Origin of the sequence: Rhizobium sp. AAP116 (assembly GCF_001295785.1) — a bacterium.
Classification (GTDB): Bacteria; Pseudomonadota; Alphaproteobacteria; order Rhizobiales; family Rhizobiaceae; genus Allorhizobium.
The window spans coordinates 1-14,223 of sequence record NZ_LJIB01000014.1 but is presented as its reverse complement, the minus strand read 5'-3'; the positions used below and the strand labels follow the sequence as shown (position 1 = coordinate 14,223).

General features: G+C 60.1%; 17 protein-coding genes. 5 read left to right on the top strand and 12 right to left on the bottom strand.

Annotation, left to right across the window (positions count from 1 at the left end; genetic code table 11):
• Nucleotides 1-36: 36 nt before the first annotated feature.
• From IP85_RS10410 to IP85_RS10395, 4 genes are all read right to left on the bottom strand, one after another.
• Nucleotides 37-810, bottom strand: a complete 774-nt coding sequence (locus IP85_RS10410) for an SDR family NAD(P)-dependent oxidoreductase (protein ID WP_054149613.1) — start codon at nucleotides 808-810, stop codon at nucleotides 37-39.
• Between the two features lie 139 nt (nucleotides 811-949).
• Nucleotides 950-2,113 (bottom strand): TMEM43 family protein, encoded by a 1,164-nt coding sequence (locus IP85_RS10405; RefSeq protein WP_054149646.1) that lies wholly within the window; start codon nucleotides 2,111-2,113, stop codon nucleotides 950-952.
• Nucleotides 2,114-2,314: 201 nt separating this feature from the next.
• Complete coding sequence (locus IP85_RS10400; protein WP_054149612.1) at nucleotides 2,315-2,608, bottom strand: DUF2218 domain-containing protein; 294 nt, start codon at nucleotides 2,606-2,608, stop codon at nucleotides 2,315-2,317.
• A 2-nt stretch (nucleotides 2,609-2,610) separates the two neighbouring features.
• A complete protein-coding gene (locus IP85_RS10395; protein WP_054149645.1) occupies nucleotides 2,611-3,201 on the bottom strand; it encodes a PadR family transcriptional regulator in 591 nt (196 codons plus the stop codon).
• A gap of 150 nt (nucleotides 3,202-3,351) precedes the next feature.
• Between IP85_RS10395 and IP85_RS10390 the strand changes: the two genes are divergently transcribed.
• The gene (locus IP85_RS10390) at nucleotides 3,352-3,825 is read left to right on the top strand and encodes an OsmC family protein (RefSeq protein WP_054149611.1); all 474 of its coding nucleotides are present in this window, start codon (nucleotides 3,352-3,354) and stop codon (nucleotides 3,823-3,825) included.
• Nucleotides 3,826-3,916: 91 nt separating this feature from the next.
• The gene (locus IP85_RS10385; RefSeq protein WP_054149610.1) at nucleotides 3,917-4,450 is read left to right on the top strand and encodes a GNAT family N-acetyltransferase; all 534 of its coding nucleotides are present in this window, start codon (nucleotides 3,917-3,919) and stop codon (nucleotides 4,448-4,450) included.
• A gap of 92 nt (nucleotides 4,451-4,542) precedes the next feature.
• Here IP85_RS10385 and IP85_RS10380 read toward each other — a convergent pair whose 3' ends face one another.
• Both IP85_RS10380 and IP85_RS10375 read right to left on the bottom strand, forming a co-directional pair.
• On the bottom strand, nucleotides 4,543-6,045 hold the full coding sequence (locus IP85_RS10380; protein ID WP_054149609.1) for an AMP nucleosidase: 1,503 nt from the start codon (nucleotides 6,043-6,045) through the stop codon (nucleotides 4,543-4,545).
• Nucleotides 6,046-6,137: 92 nt separating this feature from the next.
• Nucleotides 6,138-6,308, bottom strand: a complete 171-nt coding sequence (locus IP85_RS10375) for a hypothetical protein (RefSeq protein WP_153761860.1) — start codon at nucleotides 6,306-6,308, stop codon at nucleotides 6,138-6,140.
• Between the two features lie 255 nt (nucleotides 6,309-6,563).
• On the opposite strand from IP85_RS10375, the gene IP85_RS10370 reads away from it, so the two are divergent.
• Entirely contained in the window at nucleotides 6,564-6,941 is a 378-nt protein-coding gene (locus IP85_RS10370) for a glyoxalase superfamily protein (protein WP_054149644.1), read from the top strand.
• Between the two features lie 71 nt (nucleotides 6,942-7,012).
• Here IP85_RS10370 and IP85_RS10365 read toward each other — a convergent pair whose 3' ends face one another.
• On the bottom strand, nucleotides 7,013-7,348 hold the full coding sequence (locus IP85_RS10365; RefSeq protein WP_054149607.1) for a DUF2147 domain-containing protein: 336 nt from the start codon (nucleotides 7,346-7,348) through the stop codon (nucleotides 7,013-7,015).
• Between the two features lie 508 nt (nucleotides 7,349-7,856).
• On the opposite strand from IP85_RS10365, the gene IP85_RS10360 reads away from it, so the two are divergent.
• Nucleotides 7,857-8,123, top strand: a complete 267-nt coding sequence (locus IP85_RS10360) for a sel1 repeat family protein (RefSeq protein ID WP_006727350.1) — start codon at nucleotides 7,857-7,859, stop codon at nucleotides 8,121-8,123.
• A gap of 153 nt (nucleotides 8,124-8,276) precedes the next feature.
• On the opposite strand, the gene IP85_RS10355 is transcribed toward IP85_RS10360, so the two are convergent.
• The 3 genes from IP85_RS10355 to IP85_RS10345 form a co-directional block, all read right to left on the bottom strand.
• On the bottom strand, nucleotides 8,277-9,389 hold the full coding sequence (locus IP85_RS10355; RefSeq protein ID WP_054149606.1) for a pyridoxal phosphate-dependent aminotransferase: 1,113 nt from the start codon (nucleotides 9,387-9,389) through the stop codon (nucleotides 8,277-8,279).
• Between the two features lie 110 nt (nucleotides 9,390-9,499).
• Nucleotides 9,500-9,916: a PilZ domain-containing protein gene (locus tag IP85_RS10350; RefSeq protein WP_054149605.1), complete on the bottom strand. Its 417-nt coding sequence runs from the start codon at nucleotides 9,914-9,916 to the stop codon at nucleotides 9,500-9,502.
• Nucleotides 9,917-10,094: 178 nt separating this feature from the next.
• Nucleotides 10,095-10,448, bottom strand: a complete 354-nt coding sequence (locus IP85_RS10345) for a hypothetical protein (RefSeq protein WP_054149604.1) — start codon at nucleotides 10,446-10,448, stop codon at nucleotides 10,095-10,097.
• 334 nt (nucleotides 10,449-10,782) lie between these two features.
• Between IP85_RS10345 and IP85_RS10340 the strand changes: the two genes are divergently transcribed.
• Complete coding sequence (locus IP85_RS10340) at nucleotides 10,783-12,000, top strand: FAD-dependent oxidoreductase (protein ID WP_054149603.1); 1,218 nt, start codon at nucleotides 10,783-10,785, stop codon at nucleotides 11,998-12,000.
• A 100-nt stretch (nucleotides 12,001-12,100) separates the two neighbouring features.
• On the opposite strand, the gene IP85_RS10335 is transcribed toward IP85_RS10340, so the two are convergent.
• Together IP85_RS10335 and IP85_RS10330 are read right to left on the bottom strand one after the other, a co-directional pair.
• Complete coding sequence (locus IP85_RS10335; RefSeq protein WP_082347647.1) at nucleotides 12,101-13,033, bottom strand: site-specific integrase; 933 nt, start codon at nucleotides 13,031-13,033, stop codon at nucleotides 12,101-12,103.
• A gap of 298 nt (nucleotides 13,034-13,331) precedes the next feature.
• A partial coding sequence (locus IP85_RS10330; protein ID WP_054149602.1) for a porin occupies nucleotides 13,332-14,223 on the bottom strand: 892 nt, incomplete at its 5' end.

Here is a 14,223-nt window from a genome sequence, read left to right as displayed (position 1 = left end):
ACCAATGAGGCGCCGGCGAGACCGGCGCCCTTTGCCTCACGGCATGAATTGCCCGCCATTGATGTCGATCGTCTGCCCGGTGATGTAGCCGGAGAGCATCGGCGAGGCGAGGAACAGATAGGCGCCGACGCAATCCTCCGGTGTTCCGGTACGCTTCAAGGGCACGCTGCCGGCCACCTGATCGAGCTGGCCGGGCAGGGCATATTTGTCCTGGAAGGCCGTGGTGATGACGCCGGGCGCCACCGCGTTGACGCGAATATTGTATTTGCCGAATTCCAGCGCCATGCCCTTGGTGACTGCGCCGACAAAGGCTTTCGAGGAACCGTAGACGCCGGAGCCTGCGGTGCCGCCCGTGCGAGCGGCCACCGACGTCGTATTGATGACGAAGCCGCCCTCACGCTTCAGATACGGCACGGCGGCCTGTGTCGTAGCGATCACCGAGCGGGCATTCACGTCCATTACCTTGTCGTAATGGGCGTCCGTCATCTCTTCATAGAGCACGCGGGCGATCATGCTGCCGGCATTGTTGATGACACCATCGAGCCGACCGAAGGTCTTGGCGACATGCTCGACGGCCTCGGCCATGGCCTCCGATGACGCCGCATCGGCTTTCACCAGTACGACGCTGCCACCGGCGGCTTCGATGTCGCGGGCGATGGCATGCGCCGCTTCCGCATTCGAATTGTAGTGCAGGCCGACCAGGGCGCCTTGTGCGGCAAAACCGCGTGCCAGGGCCTCGCCGATGCCGCTCGATGCGCCGGTGATCAGCACGGCCTTGCCAGAAAGGTCGGGGATGGTGAGTGCGGTCATGGGCTTGTCCTCCTGTTGTCAGACAAGCTTAGAGCGGCCCCGATGTGATTTGGCAAGGCCGCTCTCGTCCATCTCGTTGCACCTTGACCTAGGATGTTTCAGTGAACCCAGGCGTGCTCAGTGCTCTACCGTCCGCGGGTCACGCTGCAGGCTGGGCCGTCTGTTTGCGGACATACCTGGAATAGGCCCAGATAATTGCGACCACGCCCACGATCAGCCCGATCGACAGCAGCGGCCTGACGGCGAACCAGCCGATCGCAATGACCGTTACGCCGACCGCGATCGCCAGGACGAACGAAATCAGACCCGTCCCGAAGCCGATCAGGGTGCCGACGAACGGAATGACGTCACCGATCACGCTGAAGATCCGCAGGATCAGGGCAAAGCCGACGAACAAACCCAGGATCCCCGCTGCCCTGATAACCCAGGTCAGAATGACGTTTTCGGTCTGGCTGTCGGCGAACATCTTGTCCGAGGTTTCGCGGCCAGCGGCGAGCAGGAAGAGCGTGTAGCCATTTTCCGTGGTGTATTCGGCCAGGCGATCACCACGCTGCATGGCCACGACGCTGACTTCGGGCAGCACGATCTTCTCGAAGCGGATCCGGGTGTCCCCGACCTCCGGCGCCTTCTCATCGGCGCCGAAATAAAGCGCCTGCGTGACGGCACGGCCTTCGCCAGGATAGCCGAGGGCTTCGGAAGCCTCGGCTGCCGTTTCAGCGGTGATCGGCAAGGCTTGCCGCGTGCCAGCCGAGGCAATCTGCGAGCCTTCCACACTGAAAGCACCCAGTTTCGCCGTCTCCACCAGCGTTTCCGTCGACGGCAGCCAGAATTCGGGGTTCTCATGCCCCGCAGATTCCTGGAATTTCGAGGAGTCCTGCGCATCCCCACTCCATTCCCTGGAATAGGTGTAGGTGGTCACGGTTTCTTCGCCGCCGCCCAGCTTCTTCTCGGTCTTACTGCTTTTTTCCTCGACCCACTGATACATCTCGACCTTGCGAGCCAGGCCAATCACGCCGCTCGCGCTGATTCCCGTGTCCGGGTCGACGACGTCAGCCTCCGGAACGACGCCGCTTTCGATATGCACCAGCTTGCCATCGAGCGCAGGGTCTATCCGCGCTGCATCGGTGCTGACGACGATCGACTGGCCTTCCACCAGCGACTCATACGTCGCGACCGATCGCCCTTCGTTCCAGAGCAGCGCGACGATTGCCACGATGACGAGAATGAAGCCGAATATGGCCCCCGTCAGTGCCCCACCCAGACGAGAAAACCAAGATGTCGATGTCCTTGTTACCACATTCATGGCATCCCCCATTGCCTAGCGCCCTTACCGAGTTGCGAGTTTCTAGCAAGTTTTGTTGCCAGGGAAAGTTCTTATCTTGGGGGGATCGAAGGCGGGGCAGAACGTATTGCACATCCTCCGCCAGAGGGATCAGCCTCACGCAGGAGACTGATCCAAAAAGCAGACTGTTCTGGCCGGCGAACCAGTGACGTCGGGAATGGCTTAAGCCGCTTTCCAGTCGAAGGGCAGGGGGGCCTCGCGGAAGGCGAAGCGGTCAAGGTGGCTGGATACGACGCCCTGATAGGTTTCGAGCTTTCCGGCATCTTCGGTCTCGATCGTGACCGTCAGGCTCGATGCATCGCTGTGCATGGATGCTGTTGCCTCGGGAAACTTCACCACGGCCTTGTGGTTCTGCTCGTCCAGCTCGACCTCGAGCTTGTGGGACCAGTGCTTGCAGAGCTGCTGCAGATATTTCCAGCCGTTTTCGGTGGAAACGGTTGTCGTCGATGTTGCCATGATCAAAGCCTTTCGATCTTGCCGACCGCCTCGTCCAGAATGCGGGCGACCTCCAATTGCGTCTCGCGCGTGGTCGTTTCGCGCGACAGACAGTCGTGCAGGGCCTGCTTCAGGTTGTGCATGGCGCGACGCACCGGGGCTGCATCGGTTCTTTCGCTGACTTTTGCAAGCGCCGTCAGCCGCCCCATCGCGGTCGCGACCTCGTCGGCCCGCTCTGCGAGATGTGTCCGGCCGGCTTCGGTGATGGTCATCACCTTGCGCGGCCCGTCGCTCTCATGTTCTTCCGCCAGCCCCATGTCGAGAAGCAGCGTCATGGTCGGATAGACGACGCCGGGCGAAGGGGCATAGGCACCGCCCGACAGGCTCTCGATCTCGCGGATCAGGTCATAGCCATGACGAGGCTGGTCCTCGACCAGCTTCAAGAGAACGAGGCGCAGCTCGCCGCCGTCGAACATACGGCGGCGTTCGCCACGCCCTCTGGGGCCGCCGAAAGGCCCGCCCTGGGGGCCGCCATGGCGCATAGCATGCATCGCCTGGCGAAAGGCGTGGAAGGGATTGCCGCATTCGCCGCGGCCGCTCTGGGAATGTCTCATGATCATCTCTCGTTCTGTTTGAATTGCATCTAAGATATATCTTAGATCGGGCGATGCAAGGCCCGGCCGTAAAAATCTCTCCGGGGTCATGCTGGTCCGGCTTGTGCGCGAGGACTAAGATCGCAAGAGGAATCGCTGAGGAGGGCGTCGATGAGCGAGAAGCGGCACGAATACCAAGTCACGGTCACCTGGCAGGGTAATGCCGGTACAGGAACCTCCGGCTACCGCGACTATGGACGTGATCATCTGCTCTCGGCGGAAGGCAAGCCGGATATTCTCGGCTCCGCCGATCCGGCCTTTCGCGGCGATCCCAAGCGCTGGAACCCGGAAGATCTCTTTCTCGCCTCGCTGTCGGCCTGCCACAAGCTTTGGTATCTGCACTTCTGCGCCGTCTCCGGCGTCATTGTCATTGCTTATGAAGACCATGCCGAAGGTGTCATGGAAATGGATGCCAATGGTACGGGGCGCTTTACGGATGTCGTGCTCAGACCCGTCGTCACCATCAAGCGTGGCACCTTCCCGGAGCTCGCGCTGGACCTTCATGGCGACGCGCACGAGAAGTGTTTCATTGCCAACTCGGTGAATTTCCCTGTGCGCTGCGAGGCGAAGATCGTCGAGGCGTGAAAGGTGAGGGCGGGGCAGGTATTGCCCGACGGAAGCTCTCCCGTCGAACACCTATATCGTCATGCAACGGGAAGACCTGCGAGGAGACCTGATGGTACAATTGCAGACGGCGAACCTGACGCTCGCTCCTTGTCGCTCGAGTGACGCTGCCGATTTCATCGCGCTGGAACGCGACCCGGACGTGATGCGCTTTCTGAACGGCGGCGCGGTCGATCACCAGAAGATTGTCCCGGAGCAAGCGGCGTTCCTGATGCCGAGAGGCACGGAACCCTATGTGTGGACTGCACGCAGGACGACCGATGGCGCGTTTGTCGGATGGTTCTGTCTGTTTCCGGAAACGGAGATGATCGCCGAGATCGGCTATCGCCTGCGCCGAGCGTGCTGGGGCCAGGGACTGGCGCCGGAAGGCGCCTCGGCGCTTGTCACATGGGGCTTCACCAGCGGTGGCTACGAAAGGATCGTGGCAACCACGATGGCCGTGAACCAGGGGTCGCGACGGGTGATGGAAAAAATCGGCATGAAACACACGCGTACGGAGTTTGCCGGTTTTCCCGATCCCATCCCGGGTTCCGAACACGGGGATGTCTGGTACGAGCTGACGCGCAGCGAATTTCTGGCGCGCTGAGATTCAGGCTCCCATCAGATACCTGCCGGCAGGAACGAAATTCCTGCCGGAGACCATTTGGTCCTTTCTGCCGGTCGTGCGCCCCGTCTGTCTTACTGGAACGCCGTCTCGAAGAAGCTTCTGAGCTTGCGCGAATGCAGCTTCTCTGTCGGCATGGCGCCGAGCTTTTCCAGTGCCCGGATGCCGATCTGCAGATGCTGGCTGACCTGGGTCTTGTAGAAGGCCGTCGCCATGCCCGGCAGCTTCAGTTCGCCATGCAGCGGCTTGTCGGAAACGCAGAGGAGCGTGCCATAGGGCACGCGGAAGCGGAAGCCGTTGGCGGCGATGGTCGCCGATTCCATGTCGAGCGCAATCGCCCGCGCCTGGGAAAGCCGCTTCACGGGGCCGCGCTGGTCGCGCAGTTCCCAGTTGCGGTTGTCGATGGTGGCGACCGTGCCCGTGCGCATGATGCGCTTCAGCTCGAAGCCCTCATAGCCGGTGATCTCCTCGACGGCATCTTCCAGCGCCAGCTGCACTTCCGACAGAGCGGGGATCGGCACCCAGACCGGCAGGTCGTCGTCGAGCACGTGGTCCTCGCGCATATAGGCATGCGCCAGCACGTAGTCGCCGAGCCGCTGGCTGTTGCGAAGTCCGGCGCAATGGCCGAGCATCAGCCAGGCATGCGGTCGGAGCACCGCGATATGGTCGGTGATTGTCTTGGCATTGGAAGGACCGACGCCGATATTGACGACAGTGATGCCGCCGTGCCCCTTCTTTTTCAGATGATAGGCCGGCATCTGCGGCAGGCGTCCAAGGGCGACACCTTCGATCGGTTCGGAGTGGCCCGAAGGGGTGAGAATGTTGCCCGGCTCGACGAAGGCCGTGTAGTCGCTGTTTCCGTCCGCCATCAGCTTGCGGGCATAGGCGCAGAACTCGTCCACATAGAATTGGTAGTTCGTGAACAGCACGAAGTTCTGGAAATGCGATGCGCTCGTCGCGGTATAATGCGACAGGCGCGCTAGCGAATAATCGATGCGCTGTGCCGTAAACGGGGCCAGCGGATGCGGTTCGCCGGGCAAGGGCTCGTATTCGCCATTGGCGATCTCGTCATCGGTAACAGTGAGATCAGGCGTATCGAAGATGTCGCGCAGCTGCATGTCGACGAGGCCGCCGGCAGACGCCTCGACGTGGGCGCCTTCCGCAAAGGCAAAATGCAGCGGAATGGGGGTTGCTGATTCAGACACCGTAATCGGCACCTGATGATTGCGCATCAGAAGCGCCAGCTGTTCCTTCAGATAATGCCGGAAGAGCTGCGGCCGTGTGATCGTCGTGGTGTAGATGCCGGGCGAGGTAACGTGTCCGTAGGAGAGACGGCTGTCGACATGGCCGAAGCTCGTCGTCTCTATGCTGACCTGAGGGTAGAAGGCGCGATATCGACCCTCGATCGGACCGCCCTTGGCCAGAGACGAAAAGGCCTCGATCAGGAAATTGGTATTGCGCTCGTAAAGCGCCGTCAGCGCGTCGACGGCCGCCGTCGCATCTGTGAAGACCTGAGGCGCAAAGGGCTCGGGGCTGATGGAGTTCTGGGGTGCTGGGGACAGGATTCGTGTGTTCATGGCGCATTATAGGAGACGAAATCTGACAAGCAAACGACGTCATGGGGGATGCGTCAAGATTTCTTCGGAGCCGCTTGCGCGCCCGGCTTCTATCAAAAGGTCGGGCGGCAGCTGTTGAGGCCGGTCGGCGCGCAGCTTGCGACGAGACCCGAAGAAAGATGCCGCACGGTGGGCTGAGTGTTGACGACGAGCTGCGCGAACATGAAGGCGAAAAGCGCCATGCTCAAAGAGATGATGGTGAGACGCCGTGCCAGCTTGGCCATGTCCTTGCTCCTTTCCGATCTGTTGAGACCGGTATAGCGGAGCGGGTCTGAATGCTGGCTGAGATGTGGGTTCATCTGGCATTCAGAAGGGTTAACTGAAATGCGGGGTGTCTGGAAATGCCTCTTCCCTCTCTCCGGCTTCTGGACATAATGGAAACCGGCGGGCACCGTCCCGTCCTGCTCTCCTTACCGAATGGCCTCGCCTTTGGTGCACCGTCGCCATGCGCCCCGCCGTCCGGCAACAGGGTTTCACCCATGACAGAAACACACGACGTCGCCCTCCGGTTTGGGCGCATTGCCGCGACCTTGCCCGTCAAGGACATGGAGCGGGCCCAAGCCTTCTATGTCGATCTGCTTGGATTTCGAAAGGTCTTCGAGAACGGTAGCCCCGTCGGCTTCATGATCCTGCAGCGCGACGACGCCGAACTGCATCTCACGCTTCAAAAGAACCACAAGGCCGCTGACTTCAACATCGCCCACATGATGGTCGAGAATATCGACCATCTGCATGACCTCGTGCAGCAACGAGGTCTAAGGGTGGTGAAGCGTCTTCAGGACAAGGATTACGGCCTGCGGGCCTTCGTCTTCGAAGATCCCGATGGCAATCGCATCGATGTGGGCCAGCCCCTGTGATCAATCCTTGAATGCAGAAGGGGCGCCGGTTGTAGCCGGCGCCCCTTTGCTATTTTCGAATGTCGATCGCTTCAGAGACGTGTCCAGGTCTGCGTCTTGCAGAGCACGGCCATGACGCACCCCTTCATCTTCAGCGAATTGCCGGAGACGGAGCCGGAGCCCGCATAGGTCTTGTCGGTTTCCGGATCGGTGATCTCGCCCTTGTAGCTGTCGCCGCTGCCGGACATCTTGCCGATCTGCTTGCCATTGTGCTTGCCGCTCTTCAGCGTCACGCAATAGGCGCCGCCGCACGGTGCGATCTGGGCCGTGGCGCCGGATGCCGTTTTCCAGTTGCCTTCGATGGGCTCGGCGGCCTGGGCTGTGAAGGCCGAAAGCGCAAGGGCTGCCGCAATGATGATGGAACGCATGGTCTGATCTCTCCTCCCGAGATGATGGTCCTCTCCCGTGGTCGGAGACGGTCCTCTCCGCAGCCGCCCAACGGTTAAGAATTATCTTACGCACACGTAAAGGTAAAAGCAATCCGCCGCGAAATGCGAGCGGTGGAAAGCCTCAGATCGCAGCAAATCCTGCACTTTTGCGAAATGCCTTCGGGAAACATAGTGAAAAATCGGTTGATTTGTCAGCGTGAAGCTTTCGTAAATTTTGAGCGGAAATCCTTGGGTTGCAGGGGAAGCGATGCTTAACGGAATCCGAAGTTTACGAAGCTTTTGTACTTTGTTTTCAGCAAATTAAGGATGCATTTTAAGCGAGTTTTGAAGACCGTTTGGCATAGTGAACCCATCAAACGAGCAGGGAAAAACCCCGCCAAACCCGACCGATACGAGAATGAACGGACAAAGATCCGGCGCCGTTTCGGAAGGGCCCGCAAGGGAAAACAGGGACCACCGAGAAACTAGGCAAACAGGGACAAAACCAATGGCACGCTTTGAAATGCACAATTCCGAAAATGCCACGATGGGTGGCGAAACCCGGGCTGATGTCTTCCGCGACATGGGTCTGATGTATGCAACCGGCCGCGGTTGCCCTGTTGACCTGGTGTCGGCACACAAGTGGCTGAACATCGCCGCGATCAAGGGCTGCGACCGCGCTGCCGAGCTGCGCGCCGATCTCGCCCAGACGATGAGCAAGATCCAGCTCGCCGAGGCGCTTCGTGCCGCCCGCGAATGGATGACCATGCACTGACGAATTCCGGCCGCGACCGCGGCAGGAGAATGACAAGAATAACCCTGAGTGGGGAACGTGGCGGGGACCTTTGGACGGGGCCAGGGCCAACACTTTTCAAAGACCGCGACCGGCAGGAACAAGGCCGGCGCGGTCTTTTTCATTGTGGCGAGGTCAGTTGAGCGCCTTCAAGACCTTCGGCAGTGCCGCTTCGAAAAGGTCGAGATCTTTAGGCTGGCCTGCCGAGACCCGGATGCAACGGTTGAGCGGAGCGACGCCGGGCATGCGGATGAATACACCGTGCTCCATTAGGCCGTCGACGATGGCCCGGGCATAGACCCCGTCGCGGCCGCAATCGATCGCGACGAAATTGGTGGCAGAGGGCAGGGGGCGAAGACCGTTCGCGGTCGCAATGCTGGCGATCCTGTCCCGTGCCGCCTTGATCCGCCCGACAACGTCGTTGAGATAGCCCTGGTCTGCGAGCGCCGCGAGTGCCGCCTCGGTCGACAGCCGCGGCATGCCGAAATGGTTGCGGATCTTGTCGAAGGCAGAGACGGTGCCCGGCGTGCCGATGCCATAGCCGACGCGGGCACCCGCCAGGCCATAGGCCTTGGAAAAGGTGCGCGTGCGGATCAAGTTCGGCAGGTCGATCAGCGCGTCGGCTGCCGGGATCGAACCTTCGGGTGCCGTCTCGCTATAGGCTTCATCGAGAATGAGAAGCGTGGTCGAAGGCAGGGCACGGGCGAACGCGACGATGCTGTCTGAATCCCACCAACTTCCCATCGGATTGTCGGGGTTTGCGAAATAGACGAGCGGCGCATCTTCTTGCTTCACCAATGCGAGCAACGCGTCGAGATCCTCCCGGTCATCCCGGTAGGGAGCCGTGACCAGACGCCCGCCAAACCCGTTTACATGAAAATTGAAGGTCGGATAGGCACCGAGCGATGTGACGACAGGCATGCCGGGCTCGATCACCAGCCGGACGATCAGCCCGAGCAGGTCGTCGATGCCTTCGCCGATCACGAAGTTCTCAGGCTTCAGTCCGAGATGCGCGGCGAGCGCCACCTTGAGGGCATGGTTTTCCGGATCATTGTATTTCCAGATCTCGCCTGACTTCTCGGCGATTCTCGCGAGCACGGAAGGTGCCGGACCGAAGCCGCTTTCGTTTGCGCCGATGCGGGCGCGAACCGCAAGGCCCCGTTGCCGTTCAATGGCTTCGGGACCGACAAAGGGCACGGTTGCGGGGAGCGAGGCGGAGAGGGGCGTGAAGCGTGAAAAGGCGGTCATTGCGAAGCGGCATCCGGAGGTCGAGGGCGATCCGCTCACCATAAGTGCCGCCGCAGCCGAAGCAAGCCGGATCGGCGGCGATCAGACCTCATCTGCCGGCAGAGATTTTCTCAGCGACCGAGGCGCGCACCGTTGCCGTTCTGGAAAGGCTTGAGCGGTGTATTGACGGCGTCGCCAAGCATGAAGTCGGCGCGGACAATCCGGTGCAACATGTGCTCGGAGATCGGTGCAATGAACTTCACGCCGACCCTGTTGCCGTTGCGATAGGCCTCGGCGCATCCGATTCTGTCGGCAAGGCCGACGATCTGCAGATAATAATGAGAGGAGAGGCCAATCGCGGTCGTGAGTTCGATCGCTGCGCCGCCTTGCGAAATGTCGACCACTTCGCAGCTGCGGATCGTGATGCCGGTGAGGCCGGGGCGAACCGACATCACCTTGGCCGGCCGGCGGACATAGAAGCGCTCCCATTTGCGCTCGTACATTTCCGAGTGTACCCCAGCCAGATGCGTCGCATTTTCCATCGCCATGACCGGCTCCCCAAACTCTTCTGTCTCACACTGTGAGCACTAATATTTGCAGTAGCATCAATAAGATCGCTCAAATTTTACCAATACTGAATATTCGGTTTCAACGGACGTCCCGGCAAGCGCAGGCCGCGCTGGCGCCCGCAAGAGGGCGCAAGCGGTGATCAGTCGGCGCGAGATGTCAGTGACTTGTTTCGAAGGAAAGCCTGACGACACGGTGCAGGAATTCGGGGTCGATCAACATGTTGAAGCCGACCGTGACCTTTTCGGCTTCGCGGCGGATCAGCGTGCAGCCGATGTCATCGTGAATGCCGAGGATCTCCAGAAAGAAGTTCGGCGGCACCTGGACATGCGGCGAGACGTCGAGATCGGCGCCATAGAGCGAAATCGTCCGGATGAGGCAGCGCTGCGACCGTGCCATGCTGAGATGATGGCCGACAAACACGATCTTGCCGGGGCGATCGATCTTGAATTTCTCGAAGATCTGATCCCGAGGGATGTCCGATTTTGCGTCCGGTATCCTCTGCAAGGGCATGTTACCCTCCCACGGTGTCAAGTTAGAATGACATGCTAGCCGATGTCCGTTACCAGATCCTGCATGCAAACCGTAAAATCCAGACGAGCTTTCAAATTGGCAAGATTTGCCAGCCACTTCGTCGGTTGGCTGTTTGTGCCGTTTTTGGTCGGGAATGCCTTAGGTAGCAATCAGCGAGGATGTGCACGCCGTTTACAATGGGCGGTTTCGACCGGCGAGCCCCAGGCCAACTTGACCGCAAACCGCCACAAAGCTAGGCCTTGCTGCATCGCATCGTGGCCGGTCTTCAGGCAGCGATTCTGATTTGGACGGCATGCGGCAGGGAGTGCATCACGTGGCGGAGCGACTGGTGATTATCGGGGCGGGGCAGGCGGGTTTCGCTCTGGCCGCAAAGCTGAGGGCGCTGAAGGACGAGCGGCCGATCACCCTTGTCGGCAACGAGCCGGTCCTGCCCTATCAGCGGCCTCCGCTTTCCAAGAAGTATCTGCTCGGCGACATGGACTTCGATCGACTGCTGTTCCGGCCCGAAGCCTGGTATGGCGAGAACGGGGTCGAGATCCACCTGTCGACGCCGGTCGAAGCGATCAATCGTGACAAGCGCGTGGTCAAGCTTTTCGACGGCAGCGAGATCCCTTATGAGACCCTCGCCATCGCCACCGGGGCGACGCCGCGCCGTCTGCCGGCCGCGATCGGCGGTAATCTAGAGGGCGTCTATACGATGCGCGACAAGGCCGATGCCGATCGTCTGGCCGACGAGATGAAACCGGGCCATCGGCTTCTCATTATCGGCGGCGGTTATATCGGTCTTGAGGCAGCAGCCGTCGCCCGCAAGCTGGGTCTCGACGTCACGCTGATCGAAATGGCCGACCGCATTCTGTCTCGCGTTGCCGCTTCCGATACGGCGGATGCGATCCGCACGATCCACGAAACCGAGGGCGTGCACATCCACGAAAAGACGGGTCTGACCCGTTTGATCGGCGATGAGGGCAGAGTGAAGGCCGCCGAGCTCTCGGACGGCCGCGTCATCAACGTCGACCTCGTCATCGTCGGGATCGGTGTGACCCCAAACGATCGTCTGGCGGGTGATGCCGGTCTTGAGGTTCAGAACGGCATCGCCGTCGACAGTTTTGGCCGCACGAGCGACCCTGCCATCTTCGCCATGGGCGACTGCGCCGTTCAGGCATGGAACGGGGAGCAGGTACGGCTCGAATCCGTACAGAATGCGGTGGATCAGGCCGAAGCCGTCGCAGCCGTGATCGCGGGTGGATCCGAGCCCTATCGCCCGAAGCCCTGGTTCTGGTCGGACCAGTATGATGTCAAACTGCAGATCGCCGGCTTCAATCTGGGCTATGACCAGACAGTGCTTCGCCCCGGTACCCGCGAGGGAAGCCTCTCGATCTGGTATTTCCGCAAGGGTGTCTTCATTGCCGTGGATGCGATCAACGATGCCAAGGCCTATGTGACCGGCAAGAAGCTCCTGGAACTCGCTCGGCCGGTCGATCCTGTCTCGATTGCCGATCCCGCGCTCGACCTGAAGAGCCTTATGGTCTGAGGCCATGAGCCCGCCTTTGGGGCAGGGCAGGGAATGACACAATATAAAGAGCAAGGGCCGGACAAAGCCGGCCCTTTTGCAACTTACATTACAATATGACTCACCACGCCGCCGCCCGCTCCAGGATCGGAACGCACATGTCGAGATCATGCGAAGCCAGATGGGCGTAACGCATGGTCATGGTGAGCGTCTGGTGGCCAAGCCACATCTGAACGCGACGGATATCGATCCCGCCCTGAACCAGACGGGATGCGCAGGTATGGCGCAGCACGTGCGGCACCACGTCCTTGTCGTCGGCAAAGCCCACCGCATCCTTGGCGTTGTGCCAGGCGATGCGGAAGCGCTGCTGGTCGATCTCGGCAAACGGGCCCGAATATCGACGATCCGACGATTCAATGGCAGCCAGCGCGCGCTGGGTGAGCGGAACCGAGCGCGAGCGTCCCGATTTTGTCACCCAGAAGGTCACGCGGTCTTTATGTATGTCACCCCAGCGCAGGTTCAGACCCTCGCTCAGGCGGGCGCCGGTATCGACCAGGAAGAGGCAGAACCGGTAATAGAGTTCGGAATGCGCCCGGATTTCGGAAAACAGCAGGTCCTCTTCATCCCTGTCGAGGAAGCGAATGCGACCCGCTTTCTCTTTCTGGCGCTTGAATTCAGGCAGACTGTGAACGTCTCCCATCTTGTTCGCCTTTCGCAGCAGTTTGCTTAAGGCCGCCATCTTTCTGTTGATGGTGGCATTGCTATTACCGCGTTTGCGCAATTTGCCGATCAATTGGTCGAGCATCTCGTCTGAAAAAGCCGAAAAGCTCGGAAAATCAAGGAGATCGTGAAGCTCTCCAATAAAATTGGTTACGTTATATTTGTGGCTGCCATTCATCCACAACAGGTCGCCATATTTGCCGAACAGTTCGCGCAAATTGGTTTCGCGCACCTCGTGCAGGATCGTTCCCTGTCTGTATTGATAATGTACCGAATAATCGGGCACGCCCACAAAGACGTCAAAACCCTTACCGGCCGGCATTTCCACCTGCATGTATCCCCCAAATTTCCCTTTGGCGAGCACGCGAACGGGCTCACCGCCCGTCCCCACAGGCGTAGATATCGTTATAACTTATAAAAAGTATAGTGCAGAACAGCACAAACTTTCGTGTTAAGCCCCTATCGGACTGTCTGAATGGATCGTTCGCGCTCCTTTCTGTTCTGACGAAGAGCCTGACTGATCCTGCCCAAGCCCTTGGCAGAACGCGTATTCAAGCTCATTCCGGAATGCGCGAAGGGTCCGGCTCGTGATGAAGCCGGACCCAACGCATTTTTTCGCTAATCGCTGTGGATTAGAACGAGCGGGTCAGGCGGACGAAGCCGTCCCAGTTGCCGTCAGCAGCGCCGTCGCGATCGAGGTAACGAACGTCAGCCGAAGCTTTCAGGCCGGAAGCGAGAGCGTATTCAACGAGCAGGTCTGCGCCCCACTGGTCAGCATTCGTGAAGCCAACGCTATCCCAGTAAACAACCTGCGGGGTGATCGACAGCTTGTCGGTTGCCTTGAAGGTGTAGGCAGCGCCAACAGTCCACTCGGAAGTGAAGTTGTAACCAACCGACTGACCAGACGCCCAAGCGGCGGCCAAAGCGAAGGTGCCAGGACCAACGTCAGCGGCGACCACGCCGGCGATCGCGCCTTCTTCCGAGCCAAAGTCATAAACGCCGTTCACGGTGACAGTGGCCACGCCGAGCGAAGCGGAACCAACGGCTTCCAGACCAACTTCGTTGCCAGCAAACTGGTCGGAGAGGTCGTCCACGCCGAGCCCGACCGTGAAGGCATCAGCCGAGTAGGTGTAGGAAACGGTGTTGAACTTGGCATTGCCGAAGAAGTCGTCAGACTCACCAGCCAGACCCCAGTCGTCAGCCCAGGTCAGCGAACGACCAACCTTGAAGCCGCCAACAGTAATGTAGGCCTGATCGAGCGTGATGTTAGCGCCTGTGGTCGTTGCGCCCTGGCTATCAGCCTGAATGCGGACGTAGGAACCGATCGTTCCGATTTCCGAGTCGTTCTTGGCGTCGAATGCCAGGCGAGCACGGACTGCGCTATCCCAGGTGTCGTTCGACGGGGTGCCGTAAGGAGCGTTGTTCTCGTTAGCCGAGAGAGTAACGCGGACTTCACCCGAGATCTTGAGGCAGGTTTCGGTGCCGGGGATGTAGAAGTAGCCGGTGCCGAAAGCGTCGCAAACG

Excerpts from the sequence above, each read along its gene's own strand:
- IP85_RS10395 (WP_054149645.1), bottom strand. The coding sequence starts at position 3,201 with ATGAGACATTCCCAGAGCGGCCGCGGCGAATGCGGCAATCCCTTCCAC.
- IP85_RS10410 (WP_054149613.1), bottom strand. The coding sequence starts at position 810 with ATGACCGCACTCACCATCCCCGACCTTTCTGGCAAGGCCGTGCTGATC.
- IP85_RS10335 (WP_082347647.1), bottom strand. The coding sequence starts at position 13,033 with ATGCAGGTGGAAATGCCGGCCGGTAAGGGTTTTGACGTCTTTGTGGGC.
- IP85_RS10355 (WP_054149606.1), bottom strand. The coding sequence starts at position 9,389 with ATGACCGCCTTTTCACGCTTCACGCCCCTCTCCGCCTCGCTCCCCGCA.
- IP85_RS10375 (WP_153761860.1), bottom strand. The coding sequence starts at position 6,308 with ATGGCCAAGCTGGCACGGCGTCTCACCATCATCTCTTTGAGCATGGCG.
- IP85_RS10360 (WP_006727350.1), top strand. The coding sequence starts at position 7,857 with ATGGCACGCTTTGAAATGCACAATTCCGAAAATGCCACGATGGGTGGC.
- IP85_RS10400 (WP_054149612.1), bottom strand. The coding sequence starts at position 2,608 with ATGGCAACATCGACGACAACCGTTTCCACCGAAAACGGCTGGAAATAT.
- IP85_RS10390 (WP_054149611.1), top strand. The coding sequence starts at position 3,352 with ATGAGCGAGAAGCGGCACGAATACCAAGTCACGGTCACCTGGCAGGGT.
- IP85_RS10380 (WP_054149609.1), bottom strand. The coding sequence starts at position 6,045 with ATGAACACACGAATCCTGTCCCCAGCACCCCAGAACTCCATCAGCCCC.
- IP85_RS10365 (WP_054149607.1), bottom strand. The coding sequence starts at position 7,348 with ATGCGTTCCATCATCATTGCGGCAGCCCTTGCGCTTTCGGCCTTCACA.
- IP85_RS10345 (WP_054149604.1), bottom strand. The coding sequence starts at position 10,448 with ATGCCCTTGCAGAGGATACCGGACGCAAAATCGGACATCCCTCGGGAT.
- IP85_RS10350 (WP_054149605.1), bottom strand. The coding sequence starts at position 9,916 with ATGGCGATGGAAAATGCGACGCATCTGGCTGGGGTACACTCGGAAATG.
- IP85_RS10405 (WP_054149646.1), bottom strand. The coding sequence starts at position 2,113 with ATGAATGTGGTAACAAGGACATCGACATCTTGGTTTTCTCGTCTGGGT.
- IP85_RS10385 (WP_054149610.1), top strand. The coding sequence starts at position 3,917 with ATGGTACAATTGCAGACGGCGAACCTGACGCTCGCTCCTTGTCGCTCG.
- IP85_RS10370 (WP_054149644.1), top strand. The coding sequence starts at position 6,564 with ATGACAGAAACACACGACGTCGCCCTCCGGTTTGGGCGCATTGCCGCG.